The organism is Phyllobacterium sp. LjRoot231 (assembly GCF_964253365.1).
Lineage (GTDB): Bacteria > Pseudomonadota > Alphaproteobacteria > Rhizobiales > Rhizobiaceae > Phyllobacterium.
In genome coordinates, this window is the sequence record NZ_CAXUQT020000001.1 from 194,764 (window position 1) to 208,845 (window position 14,082).

15 protein-coding genes and 1 riboswitch are annotated in these 14,082 nt (G+C 58.5%); of the genes, 1 reads left to right on the forward strand and 14 read right to left on the reverse strand.

What is annotated here, in order from left to right; translation table 11 throughout:
• Window positions 1-93 precede the first annotated feature (93 nt).
• From ACSQ3H_RS00950 to ACSQ3H_RS00970, 5 genes are all read right to left on the reverse strand, one after another.
• Entirely contained in the window at window positions 94-1,140 is a 1,047-nt protein-coding gene (locus ACSQ3H_RS00950) for an L-idonate 5-dehydrogenase (protein WP_436115302.1), read from the reverse strand.
• Window positions 1,137-2,543, reverse strand: a complete 1,407-nt coding sequence (locus tag ACSQ3H_RS00955) for a TRAP transporter large permease (RefSeq protein ID WP_436115303.1) — start codon at window positions 2,541-2,543, stop codon at window positions 1,137-1,139. The genes ACSQ3H_RS00950 and ACSQ3H_RS00955 overlap by 4 nt, the downstream gene beginning before the upstream one ends.
• Window positions 2,544-2,546: 3 nt before the next feature.
• A complete protein-coding gene (locus ACSQ3H_RS00960; RefSeq protein ID WP_436115304.1) occupies window positions 2,547-3,119 on the reverse strand; it encodes a TRAP transporter small permease in 573 nt (190 codons plus the stop codon).
• A 66-nt stretch (window positions 3,120-3,185) separates the two neighbouring features.
• Window positions 3,186-4,163, reverse strand: a complete 978-nt coding sequence (locus tag ACSQ3H_RS00965) for a sialic acid TRAP transporter substrate-binding protein SiaP (RefSeq protein WP_436115305.1) — start codon at window positions 4,161-4,163, stop codon at window positions 3,186-3,188.
• A gap of 23 nt (window positions 4,164-4,186) precedes the next feature.
• Complete coding sequence (locus tag ACSQ3H_RS00970) at window positions 4,187-4,936, reverse strand: FadR/GntR family transcriptional regulator (RefSeq protein WP_436115306.1); 750 nt, start codon at window positions 4,934-4,936, stop codon at window positions 4,187-4,189.
• Window positions 4,937-5,151: 215 nt separating this feature from the next.
• On the opposite strand from ACSQ3H_RS00970, the gene ACSQ3H_RS00975 reads away from it, so the two are divergent.
• Window positions 5,152-5,919, forward strand: a complete 768-nt coding sequence (locus tag ACSQ3H_RS00975; RefSeq protein WP_436115307.1) for a transglycosylase SLT domain-containing protein — start codon at window positions 5,152-5,154, stop codon at window positions 5,917-5,919.
• On the opposite strand, the gene thiD is transcribed toward ACSQ3H_RS00975, so the two are convergent.
• The 9 genes from thiD to ACSQ3H_RS01020 form a co-directional block, all read right to left on the reverse strand.
• Window positions 5,861-6,661 (reverse strand): bifunctional hydroxymethylpyrimidine kinase/phosphomethylpyrimidine kinase, encoded by an 801-nt coding sequence (gene thiD, locus ACSQ3H_RS00980; protein ID WP_436115308.1) that lies wholly within the window; start codon window positions 6,659-6,661, stop codon window positions 5,861-5,863. The two genes, ACSQ3H_RS00975 and thiD, sit on opposite strands and share 59 nt — an antisense overlap.
• The gene (thiE, locus tag ACSQ3H_RS00985) at window positions 6,658-7,317 is read right to left on the reverse strand and encodes a thiamine phosphate synthase (RefSeq protein WP_436115309.1); all 660 of its coding nucleotides are present in this window, start codon (window positions 7,315-7,317) and stop codon (window positions 6,658-6,660) included. The genes thiD and thiE overlap by 4 nt, the downstream gene beginning before the upstream one ends.
• A gap of 38 nt (window positions 7,318-7,355) precedes the next feature.
• Window positions 7,356-8,282: an ABC transporter substrate-binding protein gene (locus tag ACSQ3H_RS00990; RefSeq protein ID WP_436119306.1), complete on the reverse strand. Its 927-nt coding sequence runs from the start codon at window positions 8,280-8,282 to the stop codon at window positions 7,356-7,358.
• 65 nt (window positions 8,283-8,347) lie between these two features.
• A complete protein-coding gene (locus ACSQ3H_RS00995) occupies window positions 8,348-9,091 on the reverse strand; it encodes an ABC transporter permease (protein ID WP_436115310.1) in 744 nt (247 codons plus the stop codon).
• A 122-nt stretch (window positions 9,092-9,213) separates the two neighbouring features.
• Window positions 9,214-9,316, reverse strand: a riboswitch (TPP riboswitch).
• Window positions 9,317-9,371: 55 nt separating this feature from the next.
• Window positions 9,372-10,343, reverse strand: coding sequence for a TadE/TadG family type IV pilus assembly protein (locus ACSQ3H_RS01000; protein WP_436115311.1), 972 nt, complete (start codon window positions 10,341-10,343; stop codon window positions 9,372-9,374).
• Window positions 10,344-10,487: 144 nt separating this feature from the next.
• On the reverse strand, window positions 10,488-11,264 hold the full coding sequence (locus tag ACSQ3H_RS01005) for an ABC transporter ATP-binding protein (protein ID WP_436115312.1): 777 nt from the start codon (window positions 11,262-11,264) through the stop codon (window positions 10,488-10,490).
• Window positions 11,261-12,094 carry an ABC transporter ATP-binding protein gene (locus tag ACSQ3H_RS01010; protein WP_436115313.1) on the reverse strand — a complete coding sequence of 278 codons (834 nt, stop codon included), beginning with the start codon at window positions 12,092-12,094 and terminating at the stop codon, window positions 11,261-11,263. The genes ACSQ3H_RS01005 and ACSQ3H_RS01010 overlap by 4 nt, the downstream gene beginning before the upstream one ends.
• Window positions 12,091-13,014, reverse strand: coding sequence for a nickel transporter permease (nikC, locus tag ACSQ3H_RS01015; RefSeq protein WP_436115314.1), 924 nt, complete (start codon window positions 13,012-13,014; stop codon window positions 12,091-12,093). Before nikC ends, ACSQ3H_RS01010 begins: the two co-directional genes overlap by 4 nt.
• Window positions 13,011-14,063 carry an ABC transporter permease gene (locus ACSQ3H_RS01020; RefSeq protein ID WP_436119307.1) on the reverse strand — a complete coding sequence of 351 codons (1,053 nt, stop codon included), beginning with the start codon at window positions 14,061-14,063 and terminating at the stop codon, window positions 13,011-13,013. The genes nikC and ACSQ3H_RS01020 overlap by 4 nt, the downstream gene beginning before the upstream one ends.
• Window positions 14,064-14,082: the final 19 nt, after the last annotated feature.

Genomic DNA, 14,082 nt, shown 5'->3' on the forward strand with positions numbered 1-14,082 from the left:
GCAGGAGAGGTTAATAATTCAGCTTAGTCCGCGCTTGTTAGCCGATTTGAGCGCATCGGCCAAGCGAAGTCTCCTACAGCAAATTGTCGCGTGCTACGCAGTCAACACCACCTTGACGCTGCGCGAGCGGTCCAGAGCCATACGAAACGCCTCCGGCGCATCGGCCAGCGTGTATTCGCCCGTCACCAGCTGCAGCACATCGATCTTGCCCTCGACGATCAGTTCGACAGCCTCGAAAAACTCCTCGCCAAAGCGGAATGTCCCGATCAGGTCGAGCTCCTTCGACATCACAGCATTGGCAGGAACGGGGATCGAGCCTCCGGCAAGATTGCCGACCTGCACCACCGTACCACCGCGGCGAACCGTGCGAATGGCTGAGGCTAGTCCCGCTGCAGTTCCGGAGATTTCGAAGGCGATGTCATAAGGCGTAGCTGCTGCGAGCTCCGCCAGCTGCTCCTCGCCTTGCGACAGGTCAACTGTCTGGTCCGCGCCAAGCTCCTCGGCAAATTTCAATGGTGCGGCGGCAACGTCGACCATAGCGACTGATCCCGCGCCAGCATGTTTGAGGGCCAGCATGGTTAGAAGACCGATGGGGCCAGAGCCAAAGATGATAGTCGAGGCGCCCTTGACGTGTCCGGCACGGCGCACCGCATGCAGACAGACCGCCAGTGGTTCGGCCAGCGCCGCCGCCTGATAGGGCAGTTCCGCAGGCACCCTGACGCATTGCGCCGCCGTCGCATCGAACAGGCTGGCAAAGCCCCCCTGCATATGTGGGGTCTTGGAGGCCGAGCCCATGAAATAGATGTTCTCGCAAAGGTTGGCGCGACCCTCGTGGCAATAGGCGCACTGTTCGCACCAGCGGGACGGATTGACCGCAACCCGCTCGCCAACCGCCAATCCGGTCACATTGCTACCGATCTCGACGATCTCGCCGGCCACCTCATGACCAAGGATCAGCGGCGATGTGACGACGAAATCACCGGTTCTCGCATGGCGGAAATAGTGCATGTCGGAGCCGCAGATGCCCCCGGCACCAAACCTGACCCGCACCATGTTCGGCGCCAGATCTCCGAGTTCGACATCAACGACGCGAAGATCCTCCGCGGCGAAGAGGGTTGCGGCTATAGCTTTACTACTCATTTGATCAATCCCAACTGCATTGGAAGCCAAAGGGTGATCGCCGGAATGAAGGTGATGGCGATCAGGGCGATGAACAGCGGAACGAGCCAAGGCACGATTGCCATGGTGGTGCGTTCGACCGAGAGCTTCGCAACGCGCGACAACACGAACAATACCATGCCAAGCGGCGGATGCAGCAGGCCAATCATCAGGTTCAGCGTCATGATCAAGCCGAAATGCACCGGATCGATGCCAAATTTAAGCACGAGCGGCAACAGGATCGGCACAAGGATGGTGATGGCGGCGATCGTATCGAGGAAACAGCCAACAAACAGCATCAGCAGATTGACCAGGATCAGGAACACCCATTTGTTCTCGGTGATCGAAAGAATGGCCGTCGACAGAAGCTGCGCCGCCTGGCTCACAGTCAGAAGCCACGCGAAGACCGAAGCCGCCGTCACGATGAAGAGTACTGAAGCTGTGGTCTCGATCGTATCGAAACTGGCCTTGGCAAGGCTGGGCAATGTCATCGTGCGATAACGCACAAGCCCGAGGAACAGCGACCACAGCACGGCGGCAACGGCCGCTTCCGTCGGCGTGAACCAGCCCATGGTCATACCGCCGATGAGAATAACCGGCGTCATCAAAGCCATGACGGCGGAGAAGTCGAAATACCAGTCAGCTGCCAGCAAGAGGACAAGTGCAATGCCCACCGAAGCGTTGATTGACAAGCCCGTCAGCGTCAGAAGATAGATGACCACGGGAACGCAGGCCACGACGATGATTTCAAGCGAGGCTTCCAGAAGCTGCTTCATTTCGAATGGCGCATCGGAACCCCATCGTTTCACATAGGCGAAAATGGCGACGGTGATCATCATCAGCACTGTCATCACCACGCCCGGCAGGATGCCGGCCATAAACAGGGCGCCGATGGAGACGTTGGCCATCATGCCGTAAATGACGAAGGGCAGCGAAGGCGGGAAGATCGGGCCAAGCGTTGCGGAGGCTGCGGTCACGCCAACCGCCGCCTCGACGGGGTAGCCATGATCCTTCATTGCCTTGATCTCGATGGTGCCGATACCTGCGGCGTCGGCGAGTGCAGTTCCCGACATGCCGGAAAAAATGACCGAGCCGATGATGTTGACCTGCGCCAGACCGCCCTTCATCCAGCCGACCAGAGACACGGCGAACGAATAGATACGTCCCGTGACACCGGCGGAATTCATGAGATTGCCGGCCAGAATAAAGAAGGGCACGGCGAGAAGCGGGAAGCTCTCGACACCGGCGATCATGCGCTGTGCGACGATAATATCGGGGGCAACGCCGAAGAAGACGAGATAGAGCACCGACGCCGCGGCCATGGAAATGGCCACCGGCACGCCAACAAGCATGAGGACAAGGAAAGTTCCGACGAGCAATAACATGAATCAGTCCTCGATCTTCTGGAATTCTTCGGGACGTTCCAGGACGGAATAGCCGCGGCGAATATTGCTGATGAAAACCTGGAGCGAGCGGAACAGCATCAATATGAATGCCACGAGCACGCTGTAGAAAACGATGTTGCGCGGGAGGTCGACCGTGACCATGCGCTCATCGGCAACGATGTCGACATACCGCCACATCAACCAGACGCCATAGACGAAGAAGCCGATGCGCACGATATCGACGAAATTCGACAGGATGCGCGCTACACCGGCCGGCAGGTAGTGGTAGAGCACATCCACCTGGATATGCCGCGAGACACGCACGCACATGACCGAGCCGAGAAATACCACGCCGATCAGGCAATTGATGGCGATCTCCTCGGTCCAGGCATAGCTGTCGTTCATGATGTAGCGCGTGAAGAACTGCAGAAAGACGCATCCCGTCATCAGCCAGAAGATGATAAGCGTCAGCCAGTCTTCAATTGCGTAATCCTCAACATTTGCCACAGGCGCCGCTTCCTCGAAGGAATGGGCGATTTCCTCGGCGGTGATCTGTGTGTGAACTTCATTTGACATCGGGTGTCTCCGGTCGTCAGGCGTCATCGGGATGATGTGGCCGGGCAGATGCCCGGCCAGCATCATTCATTCCTTGATAGCGCGAATGGCTTCCCAGTCGGACTTCTCGTAGCCGAAGTCCTCGAACTTCACCTTTTCCACGACATTCTTTTCGAAGTCGGTCTTGTCGACGTCCGTGACGTTCAGACCGCGCTCTTTGAAGCTGGAGACCAACGCCTTTTCTTTGTCCTCGATGATCTTCGTCGTCTTTTCGGCTGCCTCCTGCATCACCTCGCCGAAGATTTTCTTGTCTTCATCGGAAAGGCTGGACCAGAGCTGCTTGGAGACCACCGTATTGAGATGATCGACGATATGGCCGGTCAAGATGATGTTCTTTTGCACTTCGAAGAACTTCTTGGCCTCGATAGTGGTCAGCGGGTTTTCCTGCGCCTCGACCGTGCCGTTCTGCAGCGCGAGATAGACTTCGGCAAAGGCGATCGGCGTCGTATTGGCGCCGCAGGCACGCGGCATGGCGAGATAAGCGGGCACGTCCGGCACACGGATTTTCAGGCCCTGCATATCCGAGCACTTGGCGATGGGCTTGTTGGATGTGGTCTGGCGGGTACCGTAATAGCTGACGGCGGCGATATGATTGCCGGTCTTTTCTTCGTAGCCCGCAGCAAGACGCTTGAACACGTCGCTCTTCGTATAGGCAATCAGATGTTCCGGTCCGCGGAAGATATAGGGGAAATACGTAACGCCGATCGGTTTGAAATCACGGGCGGCAAAGCTCGAACCGGAAATGATGATATCGACCGTGCCGAGCTTCAATCCCTGGTTGATGTCGGCTTCCTTGCCCAGTTGCGATGCCGGGAAAACGTCGATCTTGTAGCGGCCATTGGTACGCTTGGCGATTTCTTCGGCTGCCCAGACGGATTCCGTATGGAATGGCTCCGAGGTTTCGTACACATGCGCCCACTTCAGCGTGGTCTGCGCCTGCGCCGCAACGGCCGATAGTGCGAGAGCGGCAACCGCCCCCAGTATTGTCGTCAGTTTGATCTTCACGTCATTCTCCTCCCAGATTGAATTCAGACCTTGGTACTTCTGCTCCGGCCTCCCGCAGGATGGCCCCTCTCACTTTCCAGTTCCTCATCGAAGCTTCTGGAAAATCTCAACTGCGATTGCATCAGGTGAAACTGCATCGCTGATTTGGCACGCGCCGGATCGCCTGAAGCGATGGCATCGCGTATGGCCCTATGTTCCTCGAATGCCTCCCGCCATGAGGCGGGGCTTTCGAAATAGCTGGCCAGTTTCTCGAAATAGGGTGTCATGCGCTGATCGAAGAGCTCGCCGACAAAGCGGTTGAGCGCTGAGTTTTCGATGATACCCGCAATCGTCGTGTGAAATGTCCGGTCGAGCGCAATGGATGTAAGCGGATTATTGAATGTTTGCGCCATCCTGGTCAGGACCGCGTCCATGGCCTCAATATGATCCGGCGTCACGACCTTCGCGGCTTCTTCGGCGATAGCGCATTCGATGAGCGAACGCGCCCGCAGGAGTTCGAACGGCCCCTCCAGGTCTTCGGCAGGCGCCAGGACGGGTTTTTCACGTTGCCGTGTAACGTAAATACCGGAGCCCATGCGGATATGGACAAACCCTTCGACCTCGAGCGCAATCAGTGCTTCACGGATGGTCGGACGGGAAACGCCAAGCTTTTCGGCAAGTTCGCGCTCACCGGGCAGCCGCTCGCCAACGGCAAACTCGCCGTTCTCGATCAGCGTGCGGATCTGGTCTGCCACTTGCCGGTAGAGCCGGCGTGGCTGAATGGTTGCGAACATTGATCCTCCCCGCACGGCTCTCCCTTTCCGCACCCGACTGGTAAACTGGCCTTACCAATATACAACTGATACATTGGTATATATGTTGGAGTCAAGGCGGTCGATCACGCTGGGACCTTCCCTCACTGTAACAACCTGCAATGGAAAGTGATTGCCCCATCCCCCTGCGAACAAGCTATGAGAAGTCGACATCTGCCTCGTCCTATCGGTGACAAATGCTGCTTGATATTCGATTGCCGCGCGCCTTCGCCTGCCTGAGCCTTGCTTTGGTACTCGGCGCCTGCACGACAGCCGACCCGAAATTGCCCAGTGCAGCATCCATCCCACTTCCCGAGCCGTCCCCTCGTCTAGCCAGCACTGAAGTAAAACCAGGGCCGAAATCCTCGGACAAATCCGTCGATGGGCTGATCTCGAAATATTCCGTCGCCTATGCCGTTCCGGAATCGCTGGTGCGCCGCGTCGTCCAGCGCGAAAGCAGGTTCAACCCCGCAGCCCGCAACGGTCCCTATTGGGGCCTGATGCAGATGCTGCCGGCCACGGCGCGTGGCATGGGGCATGGCGGCAGCGCCAAGGAACTGCTCGATGCCGAGACCAACCTAAAATATGGCGTGAAATATCTGGCGGGTGCCTACAAGGTCGCCGACTACAATCCCGATCAGGCTGTGCGGCTCTATTCGCGCGGCTATTACTTTCAGGCCAAGCGCAAGGGCATGCTGGACGTCCTGGAACCAGCCTCTACGCCCGCCGAGCCCGCTCCTGTAGTTGCCGCCGCCCTCACTCCCGCTCAAACCACGACCGCACCTGCGCCAATGATGCAAACGACCGCGATTACCGCACCCGCGCAGCTTGCCTACGCCGACGAGCGGGTCGTGCTTCCCTCCACGGTTCCTCTGCCGTTCGAGCGGCCCGAGCTGATGACCACGGTCACGCCGCCCACCAGCGGTGGAAATGGTGCACCGGTCCGCGTCCCTGCCCCACTTTGAGCGTTTCGGCCGCGGCAATTGCCGCTGTCAGATAATCCTTCGCATCACCCACAGCCTCACGTAAACCCAGGCCTTTGGCTAATCCGGCGGCAATCGCCGCCGCCAGCGTGCAGCCAGTTCCGTGATCATGTTTCGTTATGATACGAGGGCTTGAAAAACGCTGCATCGTCACCCCATCGAACAGCAGATCCGTGCTCATCTCGGCTTTCGCATGGCCGCCTTTGATCAGCACAGATGAAGGCCCAAGCGCGAGCAATTTCTCTGCCTGCCGGGCCATCTGCGCTTCGTCCTCGGCGATAGACTCACCCGTCAGCAATGCCGCTTCCGGCAGATTGGGTGTCAGCACCAGGGCGCGCGGCAGAAGAAGCTGCCGCAATGCTTCAATAGACTCTGGCTGCAACAGGCGGTCGCCCGATGTCGCGACCATAACCGGGTCCAGCACCACCCTGCGGTTCCAGTGCTCCAGCGCGTCGGCGATTGTCTCGATCGTCTCGACCACGCCGACCATCCCGATTTTGATCGCCTGCACGTCGATATCCGACAGGACAGCATCGATCTGCGCGCGGACAATGCCAGGCGAAAGGTTTTCGATGGCGGTCACCCCGCGTGTATTCTGCGCGGTGATCGCCGTCAAAACGCTTGTGCCATAAACGCCAAGCGCCGAGAACGTCTTCAAATCAGCCTGGATGCCAGCCCCGCCGCCGCTGTCGGAGCCGGCAATGGTCAATGCGATTGCGGTCATGCCCGTTCCTTCAGCGAGGCATCGACTGCCGCCAGCAATGCAGCGGTCGCGCCTTGCGGATCTCCCTGCCGGAAGATCGCCGAAATCACCGCCACACCATCGGCTCCGGCAGCAATGGCAGGCGGCGTTCGCGCAAGATCGATGCCTGCGATTGCGCCGATCGGCAGGTCTGGCTTCACCTTGCGAATGATCGGCGCCAGACGGCTGAACCCTTCGAAGCCGATAGGTTCGAGATTGTGCTTGGCCGGTGTTTCGAACAGGCCGCCGATGCAGGCATAGTCGATATCGGCCTCGATGGCCGCTTGAGCATCGGCCTCGTTCTTGACCGTCAGGCCGATGATCGCGTGCGGTCCGAGCAGCCGGCGCGCATCCGCCACAAGCATGTCCTTGCGGCCGACATGCACGCCCTCGACGCCAGCGGCAAGCGCCACATCGATACGGTCATTGACCACAAGTGGCACGCCTGTTCCCTTCAGCGCCGCATGGACAGCTCGTGCCCGTTCGACCATAAGGCGCGTCGGCGAGTTCTTGTCACGGTACTGGATGATCGTTGCGCCACCTCGCGCCGCAGCAAGGGCAAGCTGCCCCAGATCCTTGCCGCCTCCGATAGCATCGAAATCGACAATGGCATTCAGCCGGTAATCTACTTTTGGCATTTTTTCTCTCTTTGAGTGGGCGTTTGCATTTGTGATTGTCACGGTAGCTCGACAGCGATGTCTTCGATCTTGGCCACGTTCTTGATCAGCCCGGCATCGTGCATGAAGACCCCGAACCGCTCGTAGCGGCCGCGATCGAGCGCCGCCGGACGCTTGGCAAAGCGCGGCAGCGTATCGATCCAGGCCTGTTTGTTCAGCGGATTATCGAGGTCCGGATAGGCCTTGATGAACAGCTGCCAGGATTCATCCGGATGATTGGTCAGATAGATTGCCCCCTTCTCCACCGCGCCGAGAAAGCGCTTCAGCCGATCGTCCTTCAGCAAATCCGGATGGGTGACGAAAATCAGTTCGTCATAGGGCGGTACGCCATGTTCTTCCGGAAAGAAGGCGAGGCCCTTGTGTCCTTCCTGCGCCATCTGCGTCAGCTCGAAATTGCGATAGGCGCCGACCGTCGCATCCACCTGCCTGGAAATCAGCGAGGTGGAGAGGGCAAAGTTGACATTGATCAACTCGACATCCTTGGTCGACAGGCCCTCCGCTTTCAACATGGCGCCCAGCATCGCGTCTTCGAAGCCGGCGACCGAGAAGCCAACCTTCTTGCCTTTCAAATCCTTCAAACTTTTGATTGGCCCGTCGGCAAGCGTCATCACCGTATTGAGCGGCGTTTCGACAAGCGTTCCGAATCGCACCAGCGGCAGGCCCTCATCATGGTCGAGAAAAAGGGTCGGCTGATAATGGATGGCGATGTCCGCCTGCTTCGCCGCAACCAGCCGTGGCGGCGCTGCCGGGTCAGCGGGCGGGATCAGCTCGACATCGAGACCGGCGTCGGCGAAGTAACCCTTCTCTTTAGCGATGACCAGCGGTGCATGGTCGGGATTGACGAACCATTCCAGAAGCACAGTCAGCTTGTCGGCCGCCATGGCCTGGCCGGCCATGGCGGAGCCGAAGACAGCGAGGCCTATCATGAACATCAGAGAGCGAATACGAAACATCGAAGATCCTTTTCTGTGCAATAAGTCATTGAACTGGTTCATCCTTCGCGCGCCCATGGTGTCAGCCGCTTCGCCAGCGCATCGACGAGGAAGCGCACGACAATGGTCAGCGTTGCGAGGATGATGAGGGCGGCGAATAGCGTGTCCGTCTGCATGCGGGCATTGGCCTGCAGCATGACAAAGCCAAGGCCGCGCGAAGAACCCACCCATTCACCGATGACGGCGCCGATTGGCGCGAAGACGGCAGCCACGCGCAAGCCGGACCCAAGGCCTGGCAAGGCGCTGGGTACGCGTACGAGGAACAGTGTCGCGAGCGGTGATGCCTGCGTCAGCGCTGCCGCGTCGAGCAGATCCTGATTGGTGCGCTGCAGGCCATCGGCGAAGGCCGAGGCGACGGGAAAGAAGATGATCAGGCTGGCCATGACGACCTTGGAGGCAAGGCCAAAGCCGAACCACAGGACCAGCAGCGGTGCGATGGCAAAAACCGGTAGTGCCTGCAACACCAGCATGAGCGGCCAGACGATTTGCCGGAAGCCCGGCACAGCACTGACGAGAAGCGCAGTGAGGATGCCGGCCAGCGCACCGAACATCAGCCCAAGAATGATTTCGACCAAGGTGATTGCCGCATTTGTCAGCAGATAGTGCTGCTCTTCGACCAGTGTGGCGATCACCGTCAATGGCCCCGGCAGGATGAAACGCGGCGGCGCCATCACCCAGACGATCACTTGCCAGCACAGGACCACGGCCAGCAAAGCTGTGGCTATCTGCAGAACCAGACGCATGGCGCTGTTCACGCCACTACAGTTTTTGCGGGAGGTATTTCGGGGCAACGGGCACAGTCTGGACTCCATCATGAATGGTTGGAGATCCGGATATGTGCGAAGACAAGGTTTGGGGTGCGCGAAGAAGGCTCAATTCCCGTTCCTACGCCGGCATAACCCGGATCAGGTTCAAGGGTCCAGCTCGACGCTATCTCAGCACTGTACAGTGCCCCCCTCGGAATGAAGTCATGATGGAGCGGCGCAAGGACAAAGTCAATTGCGCCGCCGGATTGTTATCCAGTTAGTGAGTCAGACGAACAAGTTCACCATCGACCGATTTGCATTCGGATTTTACCCTATACAGAAAGTCCGGCTCAACGACGTTGGAAGGGCTGCCACCATCTTCCCACCAATGTTCGTGCTCCTTCTGATCGCAATCCAACAGGTTGTCGAGCGGATTTCCAGAGGTAGTCGTCAATCGTTTTCCATCGACAAACAGGTTATTATAGGTGCTGGGATCATTGGTGCGTAGCGTCGAATTATACGCCGCGTCTGCGGACTTCGTGCTTGTCTTGCACACGACCTTGTTCGTTGTCGATGTATTCCTATAGCCGACATCACAACCGTCATTCTTAATGTCCATCTGCAAGTACAACGAATTCTTGTCATATTCCCCAAGGTCGTATTTTGTCGCAACTGATATCGGCGGATTGGTCACGCCGGAACCAAGACCGCCCGCGCCGTTGTGATCCGCTGCAGTGTAGGTGATCGTACCAACCACAAACTTCTGGCCGTTCCTTTTGACAACAATCGAGACACGTTTAAACCAGTAGCCCGTAACTTTATCTATAGTGATAGTGGCGCTGGATGGTTTCAGCGGCGCCAATGCTATAGAAGTGACCTCGATTGGAAGCGAGTCCTTGTTCAACACACGCATGAACGTTGTATTGGTTTGGCCACCGAGTGTGACGGTCACTTGCTGCTTTTCCGCCTTGAAATTGATCGTAACAGCATTCGCAGCTTCTTCGCCCAGATTAGCTTTGAGGTAGGCGCGCGCAAGCGCTTCCGCGGCTGCCGAGTTTGGGCCGGTAAAGATCGAAGCGCCGGCCAGCGCAGCGGCATCGGCAGCGTTCTGCAATTTCGAACGTTCATTGCTCGCGACGCTATAATCGACCGCAAGCCCGGTCATGCCCATAAGGGGTACGAGCAGCAATCCGAAGGTCACCGCAGTTGCCCCGCTGCTATCTTTCAGGAATTTTGTAAATTTTTTCATTGGCCCACTCCGTCGTTACGTGGACCTTTGAATCTCCGGCGTAAATTCCTGCTTAGTAAATTCATTCACATTTTCACGATCATGCTCCGGCAGCACGAATTGCGCGAAATCGTTGCTGGAATGGTAAAAAACAGATGAATATCGTTAACGCTCGGGCTGAATATCCGGCCGCACGAAGCCTTGGCTCGCGACAAGCAGATTACGCGTGTATTCCTGTGTGACCTTGCGTTTTGCTAGTTCGGAAGCGGTGAGGCGCTCCACCTCCGCACCGTTCTGCATGACCATCAGCCGGTCGCACATGTGGGTGACGACGGCGAGGTCATGGCTGACCATGAGAAACGTGAGCTTGCGGTCGCGTCGAATCTGTTCGAGCAGGTTCAGCACCTCCGCCTGCACCGAGGCATCGAGCGCCGATGTCGGCTCATCGAGCAGCAGGATTGACGGTTCCAGGATCAGCGCCCGGGCAATGGCGACGCGCTGGCGTTGACCACCGGAAAGCTGGTGCGAATAACGGAAGCGGAAGCTCGATCCCAGGCCCACTTCGTCGAGTGCGCGCAGGATACGCTTTTCAATATCGCTGAAGCCATGGATTACCAGTGGTTCCAGCAATAGCCGGTCCACCGTCTGGCGCGGGTGCAGCGAACCGTACGGGTCCTGGAACACCATTTGCACTTCGCGGTAAAATGCCTTGGTGCGCGACGAGCCCAGCGTCTTGCCGTTGACTGTGATTGTCCCGCCGCTGACCGGAGCCAGACCTGCGACGGCACGCAGCAATGTGGATTTTCCCGAACCGGATTCGCCGACAAGACCAAAAGATTCGCCCGGCGCCACATCGAGGCTGACACCGCGCAAGGCGAGAAAGCGGTCGAATTTCACTTCAAGCTTTTCAATGACCAATGCCTTGGAGCGGGATGGTGTCATGCGGCCCACTCCGGCTTGCGATCGAGCACCGGCAGCGGATGCCGGTCAGCGCCGATCTGCGGCATGCAATTGAGCAGGCCTTGGGTATAGGGGTGCCTGGCGTTGTGCAGATCGGTTGCGGCAATCTCCTCAACGATCCGTCCTGCATACATCACGATGACGCGGTCGCAAAACGATGAGACCAGCCGCAAATCATGCGAAATGAAGATCAGCCCCATGCCGCGATCACGCACCAGATTGTCGAGAATCCGCAGCACGTCGAGTTGCACGGTAACATCCAGCGCCGAGGTCGGCTCGTCGGCGATCAGCAGTTCCGGCCCGGTGATCAGCATCATGGCAATCATGGCGCGCTGACCCATGCCACCGGAAACCTCATGTGGATGCAAATCATAGACACGCTCTGCATCGCGGATTTGTACCGCGGCAAGCATGTCGAGCGCACGTTTTCGTGCCTCGGTCTTGCTGACCTTTTCATGCGTCCGGAGGGTCTCGACAATCTGCCGGCCGATGCTCATGACCGGATTGAGCGAATATTTAGGGTCCTGGAGGATCATGGCGATACGATTGCCGCGTAGGCTTCGCCGCTGCTTCACCGAGGCGCCGAGCAGGTCGATACCATCGAAGTTCAGCTTTTGTGCAGTGATTTTGGCATGCGGCGGCGTCAATCCCATAATGGCGCGGCCGGTCTGCGACTTGCCCGAACCGGATTCGCCGACGATGCCAAGCCGTTCGCGGCCGAGGGTGAACGAAACGCCGCGCACCGCATCGACAGTGCCGGTACGGGTCGGAAACTGAACTCTCAGGTTCTCGACAGTCAGCATCGTGCTCATTGGTCGCTCCCCCGCGGATCAAGCGCATCGCGCAGGCCATCGCCAAGCAGATTGAAACCGAGGCTGACGATCAGGATGGCAAAGCCCGGTGCTGCCGCAACCCACCACTGATCCATGATGAAACGGCGGCCCGAGGCGATCATCGCGCCCCACTCCGGCAATGGCGGCTGCGCACCAAGGCCAAGGAAACCAAGACCCGCCGCAGTCAGGATAATTCCCGCCATGTCGAGCGTTACCCGCACAATCAGCGAGGAAAGACAGAGCGGCATGATATGGCGCAGCACGATCCGTGCCGGAGACGCACCCATCAGCCGCACTGCAGCGATATAATCGGAATTGCGCACGGTCAGTGTTTCGGCGCGGGCGATACGCGCATAGGGCGGCCAGGAGGTGATCGCGATGGCGATGACTGCGTTTTCGATGCCGGGTCCAAGCGCCGCGACGAAGGCCAGCGCCAGTATCAGTTTCGGAAAGGCAAGGAAGATATCGGTGATGCGCATCAGGATCGAGTCGACCCAGCCGCCGGCATAACCGGCTATCGTCCCGACCAGAAGCCCGATCGGTGCGGCAATGATGGCGACGAGGATGACCACATAAAGCGTCAGCCGCGAGCCATAGATCAACCGCGAGAGAATATCGCGTCCCTGATCATCGGTGCCAAGCAGATACTCGCCACCCGGTGGTAGCAGGCGCGCATTGCGCAAATCGCCGATCACCGGCGAATGCGGTGCCAGCACATCGGCAAAGGCGGCGACAAGCAGAAGCGCAATGATAATGGCGAGGCCAACAACGGCAAGCTTGTTGCTGGCGAAGCGGCTCCAGACCAGATAGGCCCGCCCCAGCCGCGCCTGCATGCGCGATTGCGGCCGGTCACTCATCAGCCATTCGCGGCGCGTTAGGGGTCGTGCAAGATCAGTCATCGTGCGCGTGTCCGTGGGTCAAGCGCCCGATACAGGAGATCGGACAAAAGGTTGATGGCGATGAAGACCGTGCCGATGATGATGGTACCCCCAAGCACCGCATTCATGTCGGCATTCTGCAGCGAATTGGTGATGTAGAGGCCAAGCCCCGGCCACGAAAATACTGTTTCGGTCAGTACCGAGCCTTCGAGCAATCCGGCATAGGACAGCGCGATCACAGTCACCAGCGGCACTGCCGCATTGCGCAGCGCGTGGCCCCAGATGATGCGCGTTTCCGACAGCCCCTTCGCCCGCGCGGCGACGATATATTCCTGCTCCAGTTCATTGAGCATGAATGATCGCGTCATCCGGCTGATATAGGCCAGCGAGAAATAGCCGAGCAGCGAGGCCGGCAGGATGATGAAGCTGAAAATATTCCAGAATGCTTCCCAGTTCTGCTGCAGCACCGCGTCGAGCAGGTAAAAACCGGTGATAGGCGTGAACGTATATTCGTAGACGACGTCGATACGGCCTGGGCCGGAGGTCCAGCCAAGCTTGGCGTAGAACACGACAAGGCCGATCATTCCCAGCCAGAAGATGGGAACGGAGTAGCCGATAAGTCCGATAACGCGGACGATTTGATCGATGATGCTGCCGCGTTTCACCGCTGCCAGCACTCCAAGCGGCACACCGAAAAGCGCCCCGATAAGCGTGCCGAACGTGGCAAGCTCCATGGTGGCGGGGAAGACGCGCCTTATATCCTGCATGACGGGATTGGTGGTCAAAACCGAGTTGCCGAAATTGCCCTCCAGCACGCCTTTCACATAGATGAAGAACTGCTGGTAGAGCGGCAGGTTCAGCCCGAGTTCTTCACGCACCCGTTCGACCACATGGGCCGGCGCCCGGTCGCCGACAATGGCCAGCGCCGGGTCGATCGGGATGACGCGGCCGATGAAGAATGTAACGGCAATCAGCCCAAGGAATGTGATGATGCCGATCAGGACGAATCTGCCGGCCGCCCAAGCGAAGTTCGAAGCCCAGGCGCCGGAACGCCTTGCCTCCCATTGCATGTCGGGATTGGTCAACGGA